Consider the following 19155-nt stretch of genomic DNA (forward strand, 5'->3'; position numbering starts at 1 on the left):
GGCGGGCCTCCGATTTGAGGAACTCTTAGGGTTGCGTCCGTGAGGCGCGTCCCGGCCCTGGTCCTCGTGCTCGCGGTGCTGGTCTCGTGCGCGGCGGCGTGCAGCGAGTCGGCACCGGACGAAGGGCGCCTGCTGATCGCCGCGGGTGGCGGCAGCGGCGTCTACCACGCCTACGCGCAGGGCCTGGCGCGGGCGGCCCAGCTGGAGGAGATGCGGCCGCGCGTGCTCGCGACGGCGTCGGCGGCCGACAACCTGCGGCGGGTCGCGGAGGGGACGGCGGACGTCGCGTTCGCGCCCGCCGACCTGGCGGCGCTGGCGGCGGCGGGCAGACCCCCGTTCACCGCACTGCCGCGCGTGGCGGCGCTGGCGCGGCTGTACGACGAGCACACCCACCTGGTGGTCCCCGCCGACAGCGGCGTCCACGCGCTGCCCGACCTGCGGGGCCGGAGGGTGTCGACCGGGGCGCCGGGCACCGACACCGAACTGGTCGCCACCCGGCTGCTGGGCTCCGCCGGGATCGACCCCGACAAGGAGGTCCGCCGGCTGCGCCTGCCCGTGCGCGAGGCCGCGGCGGCCCTGCGGGACCGGCGGGTGGACGCCTTCTTCTTCTCCGGCGGCGTGCCCAACGAGGCGATCACGCAGCTGACCCACGTGATGGGGGTGCGGCTGGTCGATCTCGGCGCGTACGTGGGGCCGCTGCGCCGGTTCCACGGGGACTTCTACGAGGAGCGCTCGATCCCGGCGTCGGCCTACCGGTTGTTCGCCGCGCCCCGGACCGTCGGCGTGCCGAGCTATCTCGTCGTGGCGTCGTCCATGCCGGCCGACCGCGCCCTCGCGCTCACACGGATGCTGTTCGCGCGGAAGGACGTCCTGGTCGCCACCCGTCCGGAGGCGCTGTACCTGAACCGGCGCGCGGCGATCTCGACCGGGCCCCTGCCGCTGCATCCGGGGGCGGCGCGCTACTACCGGGAGTCCAAGGTCGCCGGCTGATCCGGGGACACCGCGCGGTCCTGCCCGTCCCGGGCCCGCGGCACGTCGCCGGCGGGTGCGGGCAGCACGAGCCTGGCGCACAGCCCGTGCGGCTCGACCGGCAGCAGCTCCAGCCGTCCGCCCGACGCCTCGGCCAGGGCGTGGGCGATGGTGAGCCCGAGCCCGGTGCCGTCGATGTTCTGGTGCTCCGGGCTCCGCCAGAACCGCTGGGTGGCGGCGGCGCGTTCGGCGTCCGGCAGTCCCGGCCCGTCGTCGGCGACGTCGACGCAGACCACGCGCTGCTCCGCGGCGGGCCCCTCCCCCGCGGGCACGGCGCCCGGGGCCGGCGGCGGCCGCCGGCGCGGGCGCGACACGGTGACGGTGACGGTCGCGCCCGGTCCCGCGAACTTGGCGGCGTTGTCGATCAGGGCGTCCAGGATCTGGCCCACGCCGTCGACGGCGGCCAGCGCGCCCGCGTGCGCCGCGCCCCGCCGCCGCACCCGCACGCCCGCCGCCGCCTCCCGCCACGCGGCCACCCGCTCGGTGGCCACCCGGCCGCAGTCCACGACGGCGACCCGGCAGTTGCCGCCCTCGGCGCGCACCAGCGCCAGAAGGCCGTCCAGGATGCCGGTGAGCCGGGCGGTCTCCTCGATCGCCGATTCCAGGTCGCGGGCCCCGTCGGCCGACATGTGCGGGCCGAGGTTCTCCACCCGCAGCCGCAGCGCCGCCAGCGGGTTGCGGAGCTGGTGGCTGGCATAGGACGCGAACGACCGCTGCAGCTCCAAATTGCGGCTCATCGCCTCGGCCATCGCGTTGAAGTGCTCGGCCAGCCGCCGCAGTTCCGCCGGGCCGGTGGCGACCGGGACCCGCGCCTGCAGCCGCCCGGCCGACAGCTCGCCGGTGACCCGGTCCAGGTTGCGCACCACCCGCAGGACCCACCGGCTCAGCGGGATCGCGGCGGCGCCGAACACCAGCAGCGCCGCCAGGCCCGCCGCCGCGAGCTGGCTCCAGCGCTCCACGACGCTCGCGCGCACGGCGTGCGTGGGCGAGACCGTGACGGCGGCGCCGATGACCTCGCCGCCGCACCCGACCGGCTCCACCACGATCATCGGATCGTGGTTCCAGGGCCAGGTCACGCTCTGGATCGCCGACCGGTCCCCCGACAGCACCGCGCGCAGCCGGGAACGGCCCACCTCCCGGACCAGCCCCGGGCGCGAGGCCACCACGATGTTGCCCTCCCGGTCGGCGACCGCCGCCGGGATGCCGTACAGCTCGTCGTAGCGGACCAGCTCGGCCCGCAGGCTGTCGGTCCGCCCGCTGCACAGCGCGGGCTCGGCGAGCGAGGCGAAGCGGGAGGTGTCGTTCAGGCGGTCGATGAACATGGCCTGCGTCTCGTGCGCGGCGAAGGTGACCGCGAGCGGTATCTCCAGCGCCGCCAGCACCATCACGAGCAGGGAGACGTACACCGCGAGCAGCCGCCGCAGCATCGGCCCTCACCCCCGTGCCGCGGGGCGTGCCGCGGGCCGCGCCGGGACGCGGCGCGGACGGGCCGCCGTCACGCCCCGTCCCCGGGCCGGGCCGGTTCGTCGACGGCGAGCTGGTAGCCGACGCCGCGGACGGTGCGGATCACCCGGGGATCGCCGAGCTTGGCGCGCAGCGTCGCCACGTGCACGTCCAGCGTGCGCTGGGCGCCGGGCCACACGCTCTGCCACACCTCCAGCAGGAGGCGCTCGCGCGCCACCACCGTCCCCGGCTGCCGGGCGAGCGCCGTGAGCAGCTCGAACTCCTTGCGGGCCAGGGCGACCGCCGCGCCGTCGGCGCCGGTGACCTCGCGCCGGTCGAGGTCGATGCGCAGCCCGCGCGCGGTCACGACCGGGTGGGCCACCGGCCGGACCCGCCGCATGACGGCGTCGATGCGGGCCATCAGCTCGGCGATCCCGAACGGCTTGACCAGGTAGTCGTCGGCGCCCGAGCGCAGGCCGATCACCCGGTCGCGCTCCTCGCCCCGCGCCGTGACGGCGATGATCGCGGTCTCCCCGGCGCCGCGCAGGCGGCGGCACACCTCGATCCCGTCCATGTCGGGCAGCCCCAGGTCGAGCAGCACCAGATCGGCCGCAGGAGCCGCCAGGCCCTCGGCGGCGGTGGCGACCCGATGCACGTCGAAGCCCTGCCGGCGCAGCGCCACCATGAGGGCGTCGGCGAACCGGTTGTCGTCTTCGACGAGGAGGACACGCATGGCGGACCCATCGTAGGAGCCGCCGGGCCAAACGCCTAGACGCCGGACCCGCGCGCACGCCGATGGCCGGGCCCTGCCGTCACATGGCGAAGAGATTGCAGGCCGGTCGGCTTGTGAACAGGCCCGGAGAGGTAGGTCTGCAGCGTCGCGGACCACCCGGCTCACCCCTTCGCGGAAGCCGATTCGACCCTGCCCGGAAGAAGGACGCACATGACCGAAACCGATGCCTTCCAGCCTCCGTCGCGCGACCTGTGCGGGACCATGCTCGTGCACCGCCGGCTCCTCAACCAGAGCATGACCTACCGCGCCCAGCGCAGCGCCATCGAGAACCGCGCGCTGCAGTACGAGCGGGGACGGCGGCTCGAGGCGATCACCGACATCGTGACCATCCCGGTCGTCGTGCACGTCGTCCACGACCCGCGCGCCCCCGAGCAGAACATCTCCGACGAGCAGATCCGCAGCCAGCTCACGGTCCTCAACCAGGACTACCGGGCCGCCAATCCCGACGCGGGGAAGGTGCCGGAGGTGTGGCGCCCGCTGGTGGCCGACGCGCGGATCGAGTTCCGGCTCGCCGACCGCGCCCCCGACGGCACGCCGACCGACGGGATCGTCCGGGCCGAGACCGACCGGCGGGGATTCACCTGGGACGACGGCGTGAAGTCCAAGCGCACCGGCGGCGCCGACCCCTGGCCGGCCGACCAGTACCTCAACCTGTGGGTGTGCCGGCTCACCGGCGGGCTGCTCGGGTACGCGCAGTTCCCCGGAGGCCCGCCGCAGACCGACGGCGTCGTCATCCTGCACTCGGCGTTCGGGACCAGCGGCACCGCCGCCGCGCCGTACAACGGCGGCCGGACCGCGACGCACGAGATCGGCCACTGGCTGGACCTTTACCACATCTGGGGGGACGACGACGGCGCCTGCTCCAGCGACGACAAGGTCGCCGACACCCCCAACCAGGCCGGCGAGAACACCGGAGTCCCGAAGTTCCCCCACATCTCCTGCGACAACGGCCCGAATGGCGACATGTTCATGAACTACATGGACTACACCGACGACGACGCCATGTTCTTGTTCACGCAGGGGCAGAGCACCCGCATGCGGGCCTGCCTGGAGGGCGCGCGGGCCTCGTTCATGGTGGCGGGCGAGCGCCGGGCGGCGGGGGCCGCCGCGCCCGCCGCGGCCGCGGCGCCGGCGGCGCCGTCCGCCGGCGCGGTCCCCGAGATGGCCCCGGCCGCGCAGAACGGCGAGCTGGAGCGGCTGCTGCACGACAGCGAGCGGCTGACCAGGGAGGTCCTCAAGGAGATCCACACCGTGCTGGGGCTGGTCACCGGCCGTCCGGCGGGCCGGTCCTGAACGCGCCGCGGACGGGGACGGCCACATGAGCGGGCCACCGCCCGGCCTCCTCGGGACGTGGCTGCACTCCCATGAGGAGGACACCGGGACCGCCGCGGTGTACCGTCCCGCCGGCCACCCGTTCCGTCCATCCCGCAAGCCCCGGCGGGGCCTGGAGTTCCGGGCGGACGGAACGGTCGTGGAGCTGCGTCCCGATCCCGGCGACCGCCTGCGGCCGGTGGCCACCGGCCGCTGGGAGGCTCGGCCGGACGGCCCGCACCGGCTCACCTTCCCCGCGGAGGGCGGCCGGCGCGAGGTCAGGGTGCTGTCGTACGGCGAGGACAGGCTCACCCTCGCGAAGTGACCTCGTTCAGAGGACGAGGTCCTCGGGACGGGTGATCTCGCGGGGACCCGGCACGGTCTCCAGCCGCTCGAGCGGATCGGCCTGGATGTGCGCGTCCAAGCCGAGGGCGGTGAGGTCGGCGACGCGGCGCACGGGCACCTGGTAGGTGCGGTAGGCCCCGTAGGAGAAGGTCTCCTCGGTCGGCAGGTCGTGGAGCAGCGCCGACTGGCTGAGGAGGTAGCCGGTGACCGACGGCTTCCCGGATTTGGCGACCATGGCCACGACCTTCCAGAACTGGCGGGGCAGCAGCACGCCCCGGTAGGGGTCGTCGTCGGCGGCCAGCACCGGCCCGGTGAACACGCTGACGGCCAGGTCGCGGTTGTCGGCGCCGTTCAGGACGTAGTCCTCCAGCCCCGCCCACAGCGTCCGGCCCGCGTTGAACGCGTGGTGCTGCGGGGTCGCGTTGGTGAAATGGAAGGTGTCGTCGGCGGCGGCCTTGGCCCGCACGTCGCTGTCGCCCCAGGCCGGATCGAGCCGCCGCACCAGGTGGCCACGGTCCAGGTCGTTGTCGCGGTAGACCTCCTCGCCCGTCTGCTCCCCGGCGGGCAGCCTGGGGTCGAAGATCCAGCGGTCGCTCTCCCGCCCCGGCCGCCGGGCGAGCGTGCCGTCGATGTTGCACGCGGTGAAGAGCGCGAGCCTGCGCCTGCGGTGCATGACCACGCTGAAGTGGTGGTAGCGCAGTTCGGGCGAGGCGTCCGCGACCAGTCCGGGCGACGGGACGGGCAGCGGGAGCGGATGGCCGAGGAACGCCGGGTCGTACCCGCCGCGGGTGGTGTAGTCGGGATCGATCGCGATCCTCTCCGGCACCGCGGGCGGCCGCCCGTCCGCGAACCGGACGGTGATCTCCAGCGGCACCTCGACGGTGAACGCGCCGTCCCCCAGCGGCGACGCCCCCCTCGGCACCGTGCCCGCCGCCTCGGCGGCCGAGGACGGCGCGGCGGCGGGCATCGCCGCGGGGGCCGCGGCGGACATCGCGGCCGGCGCGGCGACCGGCGCCCCGACCGAGTTCGCGGGGACCGGGGGCGTGCCCGCGGCCGTGGACAGCAGGGTCACGGCCTGCTCGATGCGTTCGGGGGCGAAGAGCTGGTCGACGAGCTCGCGCCGCGGCCCCTGCAGGCCCGCCTCGCGCAGCCTCCGGCAGATGCGGCTGATACGGACGCCCTCGTTGACGAACCCGCCGAACTCCTCGTGCTCGGGCGCCGGCACGCTCGCGTGGTGGAGCGCCACGACCTCCCACTGGTCGTTGAACACCGGCGACCCCGACGAGCCCGGCTCGGTGTCGGCGGCGTAGTGCACGAACCGCTCGGGGATGTCGACGATGCGGTTCTCGCGCAGCGCCACCTGCTTCTTGTCGCCGCGCGGATGCTGGACGATCGTGACGAACTCCCCGATGATGATCTTGCCCTCGGTCTCGAGCAGCGGGTTGAACCCGAACGGGGCCAGGTCGGCGGCGGGCGCCCGCACCGCGACCAGCGCGAAGTCCAGTTCCTCGTCGGCGAGGAAGAACCGGTCGGGGTCCAGCGGGTGGACCGTCACGGGCAGCGGCCGCCCGTCCAGGCCGTCCTGGAAGTTGAACTCGACCACGCTGGTACGGGCCGTGGCGGCGTCCGGCAGCACGTGGTGGTTGGTCAGCAGCAGCGCGGGCGACACCAGCGAGCCGGTGCCGTACCCGGCCGGGCGGCCCCGCTCGTCCCGGATGCCGATGCGTCCCACGGCGCGGGCCGCGGCCACCCCGGCCTCGAGGTACCGGGCGCCCACGTAGTCGACGCTGTTGATGATCTTCTCGAGCCGGGCGGCGGGCTCGGGGGCGCCCGGCTCCAGCAGGTCGCCGTCGGCGTAGAAGCGGCTGAGCCGGTCGATCCGCTTGGCGATCCGCTCGGGGCTGTCGGCCGCCGCGACGCCTCCCGGGGAGGTCAGCACGCTCTGGTTCCCGCGCCGTTCCGGTACGCGCTCGGCCACCCGCCGCTGCGCCGCCCGGCGCTGACGCTCCTGTTCCCGCTCGTGAAGTTCCATACGTCCCCCGGTCATCCCCTATGGCCATCGATCCGGCGTCGTACCCCACGACAGGAACCACCCACGCATTTCCCCCAATGCCGCCAGAAACTGGTAACGCCCTTTACCCTGCACGGGCCCTCCGCCGCTCGCCCGACGCGTCGGGTGCCGGGCCGAGCCGCGCGCGGAGTTGAACGCCGAGCCAATCGGGCAGTGCCCTGCTGGCCGGGACGCGGCCGTTGTGGTGCATGAATCCGTGGATCATCCCGTCGAAACGCCGCAGGCCCACCGGCACTCCCGCCTCGGCGAGGCGGGCGGCGTACTGCTCCCCCTCGTCGCGCAGGGGGTCGTACTCGGCGGTGGCGATGATCGCCGGCGGCAGGGCGGCCAGGTTCCGCGCCCGCAGCGGCGCCGCGTACGGGTGCTCGCCCGCGTACGGCGTGGGCAGGTAGTGCCGCCACGCGCTCCGCATGAACGCCGTGGTCAGCGCGTAGCCGGAGCCGTAGCGAAGGTGGCTGACGGTGGCGCAGGCCGGGTCGGTCGGCGGATGGATCAGTACCTGCGCCACCAGCGGAGCGCCCACGCCCAGGTCGCGGACGGCCAGCGCCGCTCCCGCGGCGAGGTTGGCGCCGGAGCTGTCGCCGCCGATCGCGACGCGCCCCGCGTCCAGTCCGAGCGAGCCCGCGTGTTCGGCGAGGTGGCGCAGCGCATCGAGCACGTCGCCGAGCTGCCCTGGAAATCGGGTCTCGGGCGCCAGCCGGTAGTCGACACTGGCGACCACCGCGGGAATCCGGCGCGCGAGGTTCTTCAGAGGCGTGTCCCAGGTGTCGAGATCGCCACGCGTCCAGCCGCCGCCGTGGACCCACAGCAGGACAGGCGCCGGACCGGTGATCCCGGTGGGGCGGTAGAGCCGCATGCGCACCCTGCCCACCACGTGTTCCCGCACGTCGGACATCCGCGCCGCCTCGCCCTGCAGTGCGGTTACTCCGCGGATCGCGGTGCGCGCCTGCTCCAGGCTCAGCGATTCGAGCGGCGGCGCCTCGGCGCCCTCGGCCAGCAGGTCACGCACGTCCGGATCGAGAGGCATCTACACCAGTTCCTGTTCGTTCATGACGGCCTGCTCGCCGAGGTGGATCGCGGCGTGCCAGTACGGGCCGCCGTTCGGGATCGACATGACGTACTGGGCGAGCGCTCCGGTGCTCGTGGCCCGCGGATGGGAGAGGGCGAGCGGGGCCGTCCACCGGTCCTCGTCATAGCGGGACAGTTCGTCGACCAGCGCGTCGCGCACGACGCCGAACCTGTGCAGCAGCAGGTCGACGGGGAGTTCGCGCCCGGCCATGACGCCGGCGAGGTTCAGCGCCCTGCCGGACGACGGCGTCTCCCACGGGCCGTCCAGGCTCCAGTGGGCCCGGCCGAGGCGCGCCTCGGTCAGGACGGCGAGATTGATCTCGTCCCACATCAGGACATGCGCCACCAGATCGCGCAGGGAGTCGCAGAAATCGCCCAGCGGACCGCCCTCGACGCGGTAGGGCGCGACGAGCTCCCGCTCAGGTCGGTTCTCGACCCGGCTCGCCAGCAACCGCCGGTCCGCCTCCGTACGGCGCCGGGCTTCACGCATCGGCAGAAAGTCGGTCATCATGATCGCGACCTTAGGAGCGGAAGCCCGAGGCGGCCCGAAGACTGCGGCTCATCGGCAGGCTTCGGCTCGCCGTCAGCGCCGCAGGACGTCCAGCAGATCCGCGCCGAGCGCCGCGACCACGCCGTCGTCCAGGGCGTAGCGGACGTAGTGCCCGGCCCGCTCGGTGTGCACCAGCCCCGCCGAGCGGAGCGCGGACAGGTGCTTGGTCACGCTGGACTCGGTGAACCCCCACAGCCGGGCGATCTCCCGCGCCGACCGCGGTTCGACGGCGATGGCGCGGCACACCTCCAAACGGGCGGGATGCGCCAGCACGAGCATGCGCCGCAGCGTGGCCCGGCTGTCGGCGGCCCGCGCCGGCGCCGGGAGCGGGTAGTGCACCACCACGGGACGGCCCGGCTCGTCGGTGACGTACAGGTGCGTGCTCCCGACGGCGGTGGGGGTCAGGACCAGGCCGCGCCCCGCGATCTTCAGGCGCTTGTTCTGGACCTTGTCGATCACCACGCGCCGCTCGCCGGGACGGACGCTGATCGCCGGGGACAGGCCGTCCAGGGCGCGCTCCCAGCCGTTCCTGCCGCACAAGGCCGTACGCGCGGCGACCTCGTCGCTCAGCCGGGGCGAGGCGGCCGCCCAGTCGGCTTCGAAGAAGGCGTCCCAGCACCGCGCCATCAGGTCGGTGACCGCCTCCCGCGCCGACGCGGGCTCGTCGAGGACGAGGCCGACCGCGCGACGCGCCCCAGCTCCGCGGGCACGGGCGAGGCGGAGCACGCTGTTGCGCACCCGCGCGTCGGCCAGGTTCGCCGAACGGCCGCGCTGCCGCAGCAGGGGCCGCAGCAGCGAGACGGCGAAGTCTCCAGGGGGCATCCGGCGGATCCATTCCAGCTGGTCCGCCCACCGGCGCGGCGGCACCGCCGTCGGATCCGCCAGCAGCGTCGCCCGCACCGCCCGCACCGCGAACGACCACTCCCCCATGTCCCGGGCGAGACCCGCCGGGATCCGGGCCCGCGTCCGGGCCACCCATTCGGCCTGGTCAGGGTGATTGCCGGCGTCACTGAGGACGTGCCAGGCCCACCCGAACTCCACCATCGGGGTGGCGGTGAAACGCACCTCCGGCCCGGTGACGGCGGAAAGGTCCAGCGCGATCGGCATGACCGGATCGTATGGCGCGCGGACACCGGTTGCGATCATGGTCGCGCGTCCGATGCTCTTGGCCTTCACGATCGAAGCCCTGCCCTGACCTACTGCGAACCTAGGAACGGTGTACGGCCAGACCGGTGTCTCCGGGGACCACATCGGGCCGCAGTGCGAGGTCGTCGTCGTAGTCGCCGCTTCGCTCGCGCCGGAAGGGGATCGGCTCGGCGTCGGGCAACTCGCGCAGCCGCCGACGCAGTTCGGCTCCGGCGCCGGAGTACTCGTCGGCGCTGAGGTGGTGGGCCCCGTAGATCAGGACCGGCGGTACCACCTCCATACCGGTGTAGAAGAACGTGCCGTGCTGGATTCCGAACAGCACCTGTTCGGCCTCGCCGTGGATACCGCGCGCCCCGAAACCGGCGGCGCGGGCCCCGACGGTGGTGACGACCATGGCGCGTTTCCCGGTGAGCTTGCCGTCGCCGTACCGCAGCGGCCGCCCGTCGCCGTCCTTGACGCCGTAGGCGAAGCCCTGGACGAAGACGCGGTCGACCCAGCCTTTGAGGATCGCGGGCGGCCCCAGCCACCACAGCGGGAACTGCAGGACGACGGCGTCGGCCCAGGCGAGCTTCTCCAGCTCCGCCCGAACGTCCTCGCTCAGCGTGCCGGAGCGGTAGGCGTGCTCGGACGCCTTGCCGACGAGCAGCCGCCCGCCCGGGTCGTGGGCGTAGTCGGCGGCGGTGACCACCGGGTTCCAGCCCATGGCGTACAGGTCGGACTCGCGGACGTCGTGACCGAGTTCCTTGAGCGTGTGCAGCCCCTCGTCGCGCAGCGCGCCGTTCAGCGAGCGCGGTTCGGGATGGGCGTAGACCCACAGGACGTTCATGGCGTTTCTCCCTCCGTGCCGGGCGGTCACGTCCGATGCTGCGAGATCGGCCACGGCGCCGCGAGTGGCCTGAAAGCCATGATGTGCAAGAATCGGGCCATGAGCGTGTTCGGCGACGCGGGCCGGCGGCACCGTGTGGCGGTGCTGGTCCGCGACGGCGTGCTCCCGATGGAGCTGGGACTGGTGCACCAGCTGTTCGGTACGGCGGTGTCCCCAGCGGGGGAACTGCTGTACGAGGTGGTGTCCTGCGCCCTGGCACCCGGCGAGGTCCGCACCGACGCCGACTTCTCCGTCACCATCGACCACGGCCCCGGCACGCTCGCCGAAGCCGACACCGTGGTGCTTCCCGCCTCCCACGAGCAGGACGAGGTGCCCGGCCCGCTGCCCGGCCCGCTGGCGGACGCGCTGGAGCTGATCGGCCCGGACACGCGCATCGCGACCATCTGCACCGCCGCGTTCGTGCTGGCCGCCGCAGGGCTGCTGGAGGGCCTCCCGGCGACGACGCATTGGCAGTCCGGTGACCGGTTCCGGGCCTGGTACCCCGACGTGGCCCTGGACTGCGATGTGCTCTACACCGAGAGCGGCCGGGTGCTGACCTCGGCGGGCGAGGCGGCCGGCATCGACCTGTGCCTGCACATGATCCGCAACGATCACGGCGCGGCGGTGGCCAACGAGGTCGCCCGCCGCACCGTGGTGCCGCCGCACCGCGACGGCGGCCAGGCCCAGTACATTCCGCGCCCGATCGCCGCCCCGGGGGCGTCGTCCACCGGACGCGCCCGGGCTTGGGCGCTCGAGCACCTGGATCGTCCACTCACCCTGCGGGACCTCGCGGCACGCGAGTCCACGAGCGTGCGGACCTTCACCCGCCGATTCCGTGAGGAGGTCGGGACATCGGCCAACCGGTGGCTGACGCGGCAGCGCATCGAGCGGGCCCGGCACCTGCTCGAAGCGACCGATCTGCCCGTCGACCACGTCGCCGAACAGGCCGGGTTCGGGACGGCGGCGTCACTGCGCCAGCACCTGCAGGCCGCGCTGGGCGTCTCTCCCAGCGCCTACCGCAGCACGTTCCGCGGCTAGGGCCGGTCTCGAAGTCAGGCCGAGAAGCCCCGGACCTTGTCGGGGATGACGCGGATGGCCACTCGCACCACGCCCTCGGGGTCGGGCGGCGAGTCCTGGCCCAGGTACTTGTGGGACACCTTGCGCTGGAGGGCGCGGTCGGAGTCCTCGACGACCTCCGCGGTGCCGCGCACCTCCACCGTGCGATAGGGGTTCGCGGTGTCGAAGACGGTCAGGCTGACGCGGGGATCCCGGACGAGGTTGCGGGCCTTCCGCCGGTCGGTGGTGCTGGAGAACACCACCGTGTCGCCCTCGCGCAGGACCCACACCACCGAGGTCTGCGGCCCGCCGTCGGGGTTGAGCGTCGCCACGGTCGCGAAGTTCCTGCCGTCGAGCAACGTCCGCGTGGCTTCGTCGAATGTGATCGGCATGGCCTATCGACCTCCAAAGGTGCACGAGTTGTTACGGTGTTCATGATCTGTGACCACGGCGCAGGACGGAAGAAGGCACATTCATGTCACAGCGGAACGACTGTGTTCCCGACGACGCCGGCGGCGGGGAGGCGTGCACGGTCCTGGAGGCGCTCGGCCGGGTGAGCGGCAAGTGGAGCATCGGCGTCCTGATGGAGACGACCCGCGGACCGGTGCGGTTCACCGAACTGGAGCGTGCGATCACGGGCGTCAGCCGGCGGATGCTGACGCTGACCCTGCGCAACCTGGAGCGCGATGGCCTGCTGGTGCGCACCGTGTACCCGACCGTGCCTCCCAAGGTCGAGTACGTCGCCACCGATATGGCCCGCGAACTGTATGACCACCTGCTCGGACTGACGGAGTGGGCCGAACGCCACCGCGCCGGCATCGCCCGCGCCCGCGCCGTCTACGACAGCGCCGCCTCATAACACCACGGCCGGTGAGGTCCCGGCCAACGGCTGGGGCACGACCGCCTCCATGGGAGCCATCCTGAGCTACCGGCTCCTCATGATCAGCATCGTGTACTCGGCGCGTGTCCGGCGCAAGCACTGCGGACGTGCCCCCGACGGAGCAACCGGCCGCCGCATTGGGCGAACCGCCCGTCCCGCCGCTCTACCCGCGCTCCCCTTTCGCAGACGACAGGCGCAGGCCCGCGTCGGTACGGGTGAGCGTGAACGGGTGGTCGCCGGGGAAATGCGCGGGCAAGAGCAGCAACGCGTCACCGGCGCAACGGCCCAGAAGAGCATCCCGCGTCCGCGACGCCAGCGCCGGGTCCGCGTCTCCGGCCTGGCTCAGGTGCGGGTACAGCAACTGGACGGGGTGGTGGATCACGTCGCCGCAAAGGACGGCGCCACCGCCCGGCGACCGGATCTCCACGATGCTGTGCCCGCCGGTGTGGCCCGGCGCGGCACGCAGGACCACGCTGGTGTCTCCGTGCGCGGCGAGCACGTGACCGTCGCCGGCCACCTCCCACCGCCCGCCTTCGAGGACCGGGCGGACACTGTCCTCATAGGCGCGGGCCAGGTCGGCTTCGACGCCTTCGGTAGGGTTCGCGGTCGCCAGAGCGCGCAGATCGGCCAGCTCGTCGTGCCCGAACACGTAGGTCGCCGCCGGGAAGGTCGGCAGCCACCGGTCGCCGTCGAGCCGGGTGTTCCAGCCGCAGTGGTCGGGGTGCAGGTGGGTGTTCACGACCACGTCCACGTCCCGGACGTCCACACCCGCCCGCTCGAAGCGCTCCAGGAAGTCGGTGTCGAAACGGTGGTGCGGCGGCAGGTTGGGGCGCTCTTTGTGGTTGCCGTTGCCGGTGTCCACGACGAGCGCGGTCCCGCCGAGACGGATCACGTAGGTGTGGATGGCCAGCACGAGTTCACCGGTCGCCTCGTCCACGAACCGCGGCCCGAACGCCTCCGCGGCCCCGGCCACATGCGCGTCCCGCACGGCCGGAAACAGCTCCCGCGGCTGGAACGGCCAGCGTTCCAGCTCGGTGACCTGCACGACGGTCGCCTCGCCGACCTGGATCTCGAATGTCATCAGCCCTGTCCTGGGTAGTCGCCGCCGGCCTTGACGCCCGCCACAGAAGGATGGGGTGGCGCGACCGGTCTGACCAGCGCCACGTGCCGTTCATCGGGACACCGGACACGCGACATCGGGCTCAGATGTCGGTGAGGGTGGTGGCGGGGCCCGTCCAGATGGAGGTGATCTGGGAGACGTACCGGCCGCCGGCGGTGTCGCCGGGGACGACCAGTTGGGGGCCGTGGGTGTCGAGGGGACGGTCGTCGACGCTGGTGGCCATGAGGACGGCGCTGCCGCTGTAGCGGGGGTCGATCTCCCCCCACGACAGCACGGCCAGGTGCCCGTCGCGGCCGGTCACCACCACCAGGAACCGCACCCGGTCCTTGCCGATGACCGGGTGGAAGCGGGGGCCCGCGGCCAGCAGCACCTCCAGCAGCTCCGGACCGGTGTAGGTGTGCGGCTGCTCTCCCCGGCGGCCGCAGACGTACCGGGCCTGCACCGTGCGCTGCGGAAGCGCGCGCAGGTCGGCCACGGTCAGAGCCGCGGGATGCTCCACGTCTCCGGCCAGGTGGACCCGCGCGCATGCGGGGGCGATCAACGCTCGGGGTGGCTGGGCCGGTATCCGCTCGTCCATGAGCGCTCCTTAGCGCACCGGGGATGGGCCTACGACAGGGCCGCAGCGCGGGATGCAGATTCGCATCTGCGACCCTTATCGAAGGCTACCCTGGCGAATACCGGAGAGCAGGGGATCAGGAGGTCGCTTCTGCGAGAACCCCTCCGCCTGCCGGTGGGGTCAGCCCTCCACCCAGCCGTACTTGCGCGCGAAGGTCACCAGGCCCCGCCGCAGGTGGGTGATCTGCGCGCCGGTCAGTTCGGGCGCGTCCTTGATGAGCAGTTCGGTCAACTCCTGGACGAACTCCCGCTCGGAGAGGACGTCGCACAGACCGTCGTCCTCGTCCGGGCGGGGCTCGAACGGGACCCTCTCCGACGCGGACGGAAGGTACTCGTCGACCGCCGACGGGCGTTCGGAGCCCCTGACACGCACCGCGTAGGCCTTCAGGCCGCGTTCCCCCTGGGTCACCTCGAACTCGACGGACGTCCCGGGCGAGAACGCCGACTTCTCGTCGAGAAGATCGTTGGCGTGGACGAAGACGTCCTCGCCGCCGGCGTCCGGCACGATGAACCCGTAACCCCGCATGTCGTCGAACCGCAGGACCTTGCCTGTCTCCGCCATGACCACCCTCCAACAACCTCAACAAAACGACCAGATGACGGGCCGTCTCTGCACGGCCCTTCCGCATCTGGTTCCGAACCTATCCGCTCCGGCGGGCCGGGGTGATGAGGTGCGGGGCGGCGGCGACCTGGCCGGGGCCTGCATGCCCTGCGGGCCCCGACGATCAGCTCGGGCGGGCCGATCTCGCCGGTGGCGCGGACCCGGTTCGGTGTGCCGCACGACGGTGGAGGAGGCGCCCGCGGGCACGGGCGCCCGGGTCAGGCGGGGGCGGGGCAGGCGGCGGGGTCGCCCGCGGCCAGGTCGTCGTCACCGCGCTCGGACTGCACGTACCGGATGTAGCGTTCGCTCTCGGCGAAGACGGCGGTGTCGTCCCAGCCCAGGTGCGGGGCCATCAGCTCGGCCACGTGGTATGCGGCGGCCAGCCCGGCGTCGCGCTCCTCCATCGCGATGCGCGTCCGCCGCGCCAGCACGTCCTCCAGGTGCAGTGCGCCCTCGTGGGTGACGGCGTAGACCGCCTCGGCGCGCAGGTAGTCCTCGGCGCCGGGGACGGGCTCGCCCAGCGAGGCGTCCCGGGCGATGAGGGCCAGTACCTCGGGTACGCACGACCCGTACCGCTTGAGCAGGTGCTCCACCCGCGCCACGTGCAGGCCGGAGTCGGCGGCCAGGTGGCGGCGCTCGTTCCACAGCACCTCGAACCCGACCGCGCCCAGGACGGGGAGCCGGGCGGTCACCGAGGGCGGCACGGTGCCCTCCAGCCCTTCGACGGCGACGTCGACCGCGTCCTGCGCCATCACCCGGTAGGTGGTGAACTTGCCGCCGGTCACCACGACCAGCCCGGGCACCGGTTCGGCCACGGTGTGCTCGCGCGACAGCCGGGTGGTGTCGTCGGCCTCGCCCGACAGCAGCGGCCGCAGGCCCGCGTACACCCCCTCCACGTCCTCGCGCTCCAGCGGGGTGCGCAGCAGCCCGTTGACCTGTTCCAGCAGGTAGCCGACGTCGGCGGCGTCGGCGGTGGGGCCGTCGGGGCCCTGCTCCCAGGGGGTGTCGGTGGTCCCGATGATCCAGTGCCGGCCCCACGGGATGACGAACAGCACGCTCCTGGCGGTGCGCGCGATCAGCCCGGTGTTCAGGTGGATCCGGTCGCGCCGCACCAGCAGGTGGACGCCCTTGGAGGCGCGCACGCTGAAGGACGTGCGGGTGCCGGCCATCCGCCCCGCGTCGTCGGTCCACACGCCGGTGGCGTTGACGACCCGGCGGGCCCGCACGGCGATCTCCATGCCTGACTCGGTGTCCAGCACCGCCGCGCCCGTCACCCGCTCGCCCTCGCGCAGGAATCCGGTCGCCTCCGTCCGGGTGGCCACGCACGCGCCGTAGTGCGCGGCGGTGCGGGCCACCGTCATGGTGTAGCGGGCGTCGTCGACCTGGGCGTCGTAGTACTGGATGGCGCCGACGAGGGCGTCGGGGCGCAGTCCGGGGGCCTCGCGCAGGGCCGCGCCCCGGGTCAGCTGGCGGTGCCGGGGCATCACCCGCGACCCGCCGATCGAGTCGTAGAGGGTGACGCCGGCGCCGACGTAGCAGCGTTCCCACAGGCGGTGCCGCAGCGGGTACAGGAACGGCACGGGCCGTACCAGGTGCGGGGCCAGGCGGGTCAGCAGCAGCGCGCGTTCCCGCAGGGCCTCGCGGACCAGGCCGAAGTCGCGCTGCTCCAGGTAGCGCAGCCCGCCGTGCACGAGCTTGCTGGACCGGGAGGAGGTCCCCGACGCCCAGTCGCGGGCCTCCACCAGCGCGACCGACAGGCCGCGGGACACCGCGTCCAGGGCGGCGCCGGCGCCGACGATGCCGCCGCCGACCACCAGGACGTCGAACTCGGTGTCGGCCAGCCGCCGGAGGGCGGCCTCGCGGTACTGCGGTCCGAGTGGTAGCGATTCCACTTCCTGCTCCTCGAGGGGAAACCGTGCGGGAGATGGGGACGGTCAGTCGACGTCGACCCAGTCCAGGGTGCGCTGCACGGCCTTCTTCCAGCCGGCGTAGCCGCGCTCGCGCTGACCGCCGTCCCAGGCGGGCGCCCAGCGGCGGTCCTCGTTCCAGTTGCTGCCGAGTTCGGCGGTGGACTTCCAGAAGCCGGTGGCCAGCCCGGCGGCGTAGGCGGCGCCCAGCGCGGTGGTCTCGGCGACCACCGGCTTGGACACCGGGACGCCCAGCACGTCGGCCTGGATCTGCATGCACAGCTCGTTGGCGGTGACGCCGCCGTCGACCTTCAGCACGTCCAGCGCGACGCCCGAGTCCTCCCGCATCGCCTCCACGACGTCGCGGGTCTGGTAGCAGATCGACTCCAGGGTCGCCCGGGCCAGGTGGGCGTTGGTGTTGTAGCGCGACAGGCCGACGATGGCGCCGCGCGCGTCGCTGCGCCAGTACGGGGCGAACAGGCCGGAGAAGGCCGGGACGAAGTACACGCCGCCGTTGTCGTCGACCTGCCGGGCCAGCGCCTCGCTCTGCGCGGCGCCGGAGATGATGCCCAGCTGGTCGCGCAGCCACTGCACGGCCGACCCGGTCACCGCGATCGAGCCCTCCAGCGCGTACACCGGCGCCTGGTCGCCCAGCTGGTAGCAGACGGTGGTCAGCAGCCCGTTGGCCGAGCGGACCGGTTCGGTGCCGGTGTTGAGCAGCAGGAAGTTGCCGGTGCCGTAGGTGTTCTTGGCCTGGCCGGGCTCGAAGCACACCTGCCCGACCGTGGCGGCCTGCTGGTCGCCCAGCGCGGCCGTCAGCCGCACCTCGCCGCCCAGGGGGCCGTCGGCGCGGGTGACGCCGTACCCGGCCGGGTCGGAGGAGGGCCTGATCTGGGGGAGCATGGCGCGGGGGACGCCGAAGAACGACAGCAGTTCCTCGTCCCAGTCGAGGGTCTCCAGGTCCATCAGCATGGTGCGGCTGGCGTTGGTGACGTCGGTGACGTGGACGCCGCCGTCGGTGCCGCCGGTCAGGTTCCACAGCAGCCAGCTGTCGGTCGTCCCGAACAGCGCGTCGCCGGCCTCGGCGGCCTCCCGCACGCCCTCGACGTTCTCCAGGATCCACTGGATCTTGCCGCCGGAGAAGTAGGTCGCCGGGGGCAGGCCCGCCTTGCGGCGGATCACCTCGCCGCGGCCGTCGCGTTCCAGGGCGGAGGCGATCCGGTCGGTGCGGGTGTCCTGCCAGACGATCGCGTTGTAGTACGGGCGCCCGGTGCGCCGGTCCCAGACCACGGCGGTCTCGCGCTGGTTGGTGATGCCCAGCGCGGCCAGGTCGGAGTGGCTCAGGTTCGCCCTGGTCAGCGCGGTCTGGATCACCGCCCGGGTGCGCTCCCAGATCTCGGTGGGGTTGTGCTCCACCCAGCCGGCCCGGGGCAGGATCTGCTCGTGCTCGAGCTGGTGGCGGGCGATCTCGTTGCCGCCGTGATCGAAGATCATGAACCGGGTGCTGGTCACCGCTCCGACGAAGTCGCTCATGTGGTGTTCCTCCTGGCTGGGACGGGGATGCGGGGCCGGTGGGCGGGGCGCGGGACGGTGCTCACGCCGCCTCGGCGGGGACCTTGGTGGGGGCCGGTTCGGGCTCGGGCGCGCCCGCGGCGGGCAGGAACCGTCCGATCAGGGCCTTGTAGAGACCGGCCCCCAGCACGCCGCCCACCAGCGGGCCGACGATCGGGACCCAGAAGTACAGGTCGCCGTACTGGTCGCGCCAGGCTCCCCCGTATCCGGTGAGGAAGGAGGCCAGCCGGGGCCCGAAGTCGCGGGCCGGGTTGATGGCGTAGCCGGCGTCGGTGCCCCAGGCCATCCCGATCGCGACCACGACCAGGCCGATGACGAACGGGGCCAGGTTGGACAGCGGGCCGTCGTTGCGGGCGTCGGTGATCGCCAGGACCAGGAACAGCAGGATCGCGGTGCCGATGATCTGGTCGCGCAGCGCGCCGAGGCTGCTGACGGGCAGCTCGCCGTTGCCCGGCAGGGTGGAGAACACGCCCTGGGTCTTGATGGTGTGGCCGGGGTCGGCCTGGGCCAGCACCTCGCTGTAGTTCCACCGCACCAGCAGCGCCGCGACGAACGCCCCGGCCGTCTGCGCCAGCACGTAGGGGGTGACGTTGCGCCAGGGGAAGTCGCGGTAGACCGCCAGCGCGAAGGTGACGGCGGGGTTGAGGTGGGCGCCGCTGGCCCGGGCCGAGACGTAGATCGCCAGGGTGACGCCCAGGCCCCAGGCCCAGGCGATGCTGTCGTGGTCGCCGATGTCGGCGGCCGCGACCTGCGCGACCACTCCGACGCCGAACAGGATGAGGA

Annotated in this window: 19 protein-coding genes; 5 read left to right on the forward strand and 14 right to left on the reverse strand. The window is 73.2% G+C overall.

Annotated elements, in window-relative coordinates:
* The first annotated feature begins 39 nt into the window (after nucleotides 1-39).
* A complete protein-coding gene (locus ACFPZN_RS17915) occupies nucleotides 40-990 on the forward strand; it encodes a TAXI family TRAP transporter solute-binding subunit (RefSeq protein WP_378283128.1) in 951 nt (316 codons plus the stop codon).
* Here ACFPZN_RS17915 and ACFPZN_RS17920 read toward each other — a convergent pair.
* Together ACFPZN_RS17920 and ACFPZN_RS17925 are read right to left on the reverse strand one after the other, a co-directional pair.
* The gene (locus tag ACFPZN_RS17920) at nucleotides 963-2456 is read right to left on the reverse strand and encodes a sensor histidine kinase (protein WP_378283129.1); all 1494 of its coding nucleotides are present in this window, start codon (nucleotides 2454-2456) and stop codon (nucleotides 963-965) included. The genes ACFPZN_RS17915 and ACFPZN_RS17920 overlap by 28 nt on opposite strands.
* Before the next feature lie 68 nt (nucleotides 2457-2524).
* Complete coding sequence (locus ACFPZN_RS17925; protein WP_378283130.1) at nucleotides 2525-3205, reverse strand: response regulator transcription factor; 681 nt, start codon at nucleotides 3203-3205, stop codon at nucleotides 2525-2527.
* Nucleotides 3206-3415: 210 nt separating this feature from the next.
* On the opposite strand from ACFPZN_RS17925, the gene ACFPZN_RS17930 reads away from it, so the two are divergent.
* A complete protein-coding gene (locus ACFPZN_RS17930; protein ID WP_378283131.1) occupies nucleotides 3416-4558 on the forward strand; it encodes a zinc metalloprotease in 1143 nt (380 codons plus the stop codon).
* Nucleotides 4559-4583: 25 nt separating this feature from the next.
* Nucleotides 4584-4901 carry a hypothetical protein gene (locus ACFPZN_RS17935; RefSeq protein WP_378283132.1) on the forward strand — a complete coding sequence of 106 codons (318 nt, stop codon included), beginning with the start codon at nucleotides 4584-4586 and terminating at the stop codon, nucleotides 4899-4901.
* A 6-nt stretch (nucleotides 4902-4907) separates the two neighbouring features.
* Here the strand turns inward: ACFPZN_RS17935 and ACFPZN_RS17940 are convergent, their stop codons facing one another.
* The 5 genes from ACFPZN_RS17940 to ACFPZN_RS17960 all read right to left on the reverse strand — a co-directional run bounded on the left by ACFPZN_RS17940 (nucleotide 4908) and on the right by ACFPZN_RS17960 (nucleotide 10582).
* A complete protein-coding gene (locus tag ACFPZN_RS17940) occupies nucleotides 4908-6953 on the reverse strand; it encodes a DNA/RNA non-specific endonuclease (protein ID WP_378283133.1) in 2046 nt (681 codons plus the stop codon).
* A 103-nt stretch (nucleotides 6954-7056) separates the two neighbouring features.
* Nucleotides 7057-8019 (reverse strand): alpha/beta hydrolase, encoded by a 963-nt coding sequence (locus ACFPZN_RS17945; RefSeq protein ID WP_378283134.1) that lies wholly within the window; start codon nucleotides 8017-8019, stop codon nucleotides 7057-7059.
* Nucleotides 8020-8571 (reverse strand): hypothetical protein, encoded by a 552-nt coding sequence (locus tag ACFPZN_RS17950; RefSeq protein ID WP_378283135.1) that lies wholly within the window; start codon nucleotides 8569-8571, stop codon nucleotides 8020-8022.
* A gap of 72 nt (nucleotides 8572-8643) precedes the next feature.
* Entirely contained in the window at nucleotides 8644-9717 is a 1074-nt protein-coding gene (locus tag ACFPZN_RS17955) for an ArsR/SmtB family transcription factor (protein WP_378283136.1), read from the reverse strand.
* Nucleotides 9718-9817: 100 nt separating this feature from the next.
* Entirely contained in the window at nucleotides 9818-10582 is a 765-nt protein-coding gene (locus ACFPZN_RS17960; RefSeq protein WP_378283137.1) for an NAD(P)H-dependent oxidoreductase, read from the reverse strand.
* Between the two features lie 99 nt (nucleotides 10583-10681).
* On the opposite strand from ACFPZN_RS17960, the gene ACFPZN_RS17965 reads away from it, so the two are divergent.
* A complete protein-coding gene (locus ACFPZN_RS17965; protein WP_378283138.1) occupies nucleotides 10682-11659 on the forward strand; it encodes a GlxA family transcriptional regulator in 978 nt (325 codons plus the stop codon).
* Between the two features lie 14 nt (nucleotides 11660-11673).
* On the opposite strand, the gene ACFPZN_RS17970 is transcribed toward ACFPZN_RS17965, so the two are convergent.
* Nucleotides 11674-12069 carry a PPOX class F420-dependent oxidoreductase gene (locus ACFPZN_RS17970; RefSeq protein WP_378283139.1) on the reverse strand — a complete coding sequence of 132 codons (396 nt, stop codon included), beginning with the start codon at nucleotides 12067-12069 and terminating at the stop codon, nucleotides 11674-11676.
* Between the two features lie 83 nt (nucleotides 12070-12152).
* Between ACFPZN_RS17970 and ACFPZN_RS17975 the strand changes: the two genes are divergently transcribed.
* Entirely contained in the window at nucleotides 12153-12536 is a 384-nt protein-coding gene (locus ACFPZN_RS17975; protein WP_378283140.1) for a winged helix-turn-helix transcriptional regulator, read from the forward strand.
* A 184-nt stretch (nucleotides 12537-12720) separates the two neighbouring features.
* Here the strand turns inward: ACFPZN_RS17975 and ACFPZN_RS17980 are convergent, their stop codons facing one another.
* From ACFPZN_RS17980 to ACFPZN_RS18005, 6 genes are all read right to left on the reverse strand, one after another.
* A complete protein-coding gene (locus ACFPZN_RS17980) occupies nucleotides 12721-13638 on the reverse strand; it encodes an MBL fold metallo-hydrolase (RefSeq protein WP_378283141.1) in 918 nt (305 codons plus the stop codon).
* 121 nt (nucleotides 13639-13759) lie between these two features.
* The gene (locus tag ACFPZN_RS17985) at nucleotides 13760-14254 is read right to left on the reverse strand and encodes a molybdopterin-dependent oxidoreductase (protein ID WP_378283142.1); all 495 of its coding nucleotides are present in this window, start codon (nucleotides 14252-14254) and stop codon (nucleotides 13760-13762) included.
* Nucleotides 14255-14413: 159 nt separating this feature from the next.
* Nucleotides 14414-14854 carry a cold-shock protein gene (locus tag ACFPZN_RS17990; protein WP_378283143.1) on the reverse strand — a complete coding sequence of 147 codons (441 nt, stop codon included), beginning with the start codon at nucleotides 14852-14854 and terminating at the stop codon, nucleotides 14414-14416.
* A gap of 257 nt (nucleotides 14855-15111) precedes the next feature.
* Nucleotides 15112-16785, reverse strand: coding sequence for a glycerol-3-phosphate dehydrogenase/oxidase (locus ACFPZN_RS17995; protein ID WP_378283144.1), 1674 nt, complete (start codon nucleotides 16783-16785; stop codon nucleotides 15112-15114).
* A 42-nt stretch (nucleotides 16786-16827) separates the two neighbouring features.
* On the reverse strand, nucleotides 16828-18333 hold the full coding sequence (gene glpK, locus ACFPZN_RS18000; protein ID WP_378283145.1) for a glycerol kinase GlpK: 1506 nt from the start codon (nucleotides 18331-18333) through the stop codon (nucleotides 16828-16830).
* Between the two features lie 61 nt (nucleotides 18334-18394).
* Nucleotides 18395-19155, reverse strand: a 761-nt coding sequence (locus tag ACFPZN_RS18005; protein ID WP_378283146.1) for an MIP/aquaporin family protein, incomplete at its 5' end; no start/stop codon positions are given.

This window comes from Actinomadura rugatobispora, assembly GCF_042656285.1.
GTDB classification, from domain to species: Bacteria; Actinomycetota; Actinomycetes; order Streptosporangiales; family Streptosporangiaceae; genus Spirillospora; species Spirillospora rugatobispora.

What these genes read in the sequence shown, in the direction of transcription:
- ACFPZN_RS17980 (WP_378283141.1), bottom strand. Translation starts at nt 13,638, where the DNA reads ATGACATTCGAGATCCAGGTCGGCGAGGCGACCGTCGTGCAGGTCACC.
- ACFPZN_RS17925 (WP_378283130.1), bottom strand. Translation starts at nt 3,205, where the DNA reads ATGCGTGTCCTCCTCGTCGAAGACGACAACCGGTTCGCCGACGCCCTC.
- ACFPZN_RS17990 (WP_378283143.1), bottom strand. Translation starts at nt 14,854, where the DNA reads ATGGCGGAGACAGGCAAGGTCCTGCGGTTCGACGACATGCGGGGTTAC.
- ACFPZN_RS17975 (WP_378283140.1), top strand. Translation starts at nt 12,153, where the DNA reads ATGTCACAGCGGAACGACTGTGTTCCCGACGACGCCGGCGGCGGGGAG.
- ACFPZN_RS17960 (WP_378283137.1), bottom strand. Translation starts at nt 10,582, where the DNA reads ATGAACGTCCTGTGGGTCTACGCCCATCCCGAACCGCGCTCGCTGAAC.
- ACFPZN_RS17985 (WP_378283142.1), bottom strand. Translation starts at nt 14,254, where the DNA reads ATGGACGAGCGGATACCGGCCCAGCCACCCCGAGCGTTGATCGCCCCC.
- ACFPZN_RS17950 (WP_378283135.1), bottom strand. Translation starts at nt 8,571, where the DNA reads ATGATGACCGACTTTCTGCCGATGCGTGAAGCCCGGCGCCGTACGGAG.
- glpK (WP_378283145.1), bottom strand. Translation starts at nt 18,333, where the DNA reads ATGAGCGACTTCGTCGGAGCGGTGACCAGCACCCGGTTCATGATCTTC.
- ACFPZN_RS17965 (WP_378283138.1), top strand. Translation starts at nt 10,682, where the DNA reads ATGAGCGTGTTCGGCGACGCGGGCCGGCGGCACCGTGTGGCGGTGCTG.
- ACFPZN_RS17920 (WP_378283129.1), bottom strand. Translation starts at nt 2,456, where the DNA reads ATGCTGCGGCGGCTGCTCGCGGTGTACGTCTCCCTGCTCGTGATGGTG.
- ACFPZN_RS17940 (WP_378283133.1), bottom strand. Translation starts at nt 6,953, where the DNA reads ATGGAACTTCACGAGCGGGAACAGGAGCGTCAGCGCCGGGCGGCGCAG.
- ACFPZN_RS17930 (WP_378283131.1), top strand. Translation starts at nt 3,416, where the DNA reads ATGACCGAAACCGATGCCTTCCAGCCTCCGTCGCGCGACCTGTGCGGG.
- ACFPZN_RS17970 (WP_378283139.1), bottom strand. Translation starts at nt 12,069, where the DNA reads ATGCCGATCACATTCGACGAAGCCACGCGGACGTTGCTCGACGGCAGG.
- ACFPZN_RS17945 (WP_378283134.1), bottom strand. Translation starts at nt 8,019, where the DNA reads ATGCCTCTCGATCCGGACGTGCGTGACCTGCTGGCCGAGGGCGCCGAG.
- ACFPZN_RS17935 (WP_378283132.1), top strand. Translation starts at nt 4,584, where the DNA reads ATGAGCGGGCCACCGCCCGGCCTCCTCGGGACGTGGCTGCACTCCCAT.
- ACFPZN_RS17955 (WP_378283136.1), bottom strand. Translation starts at nt 9,717, where the DNA reads ATGCCGATCGCGCTGGACCTTTCCGCCGTCACCGGGCCGGAGGTGCGT.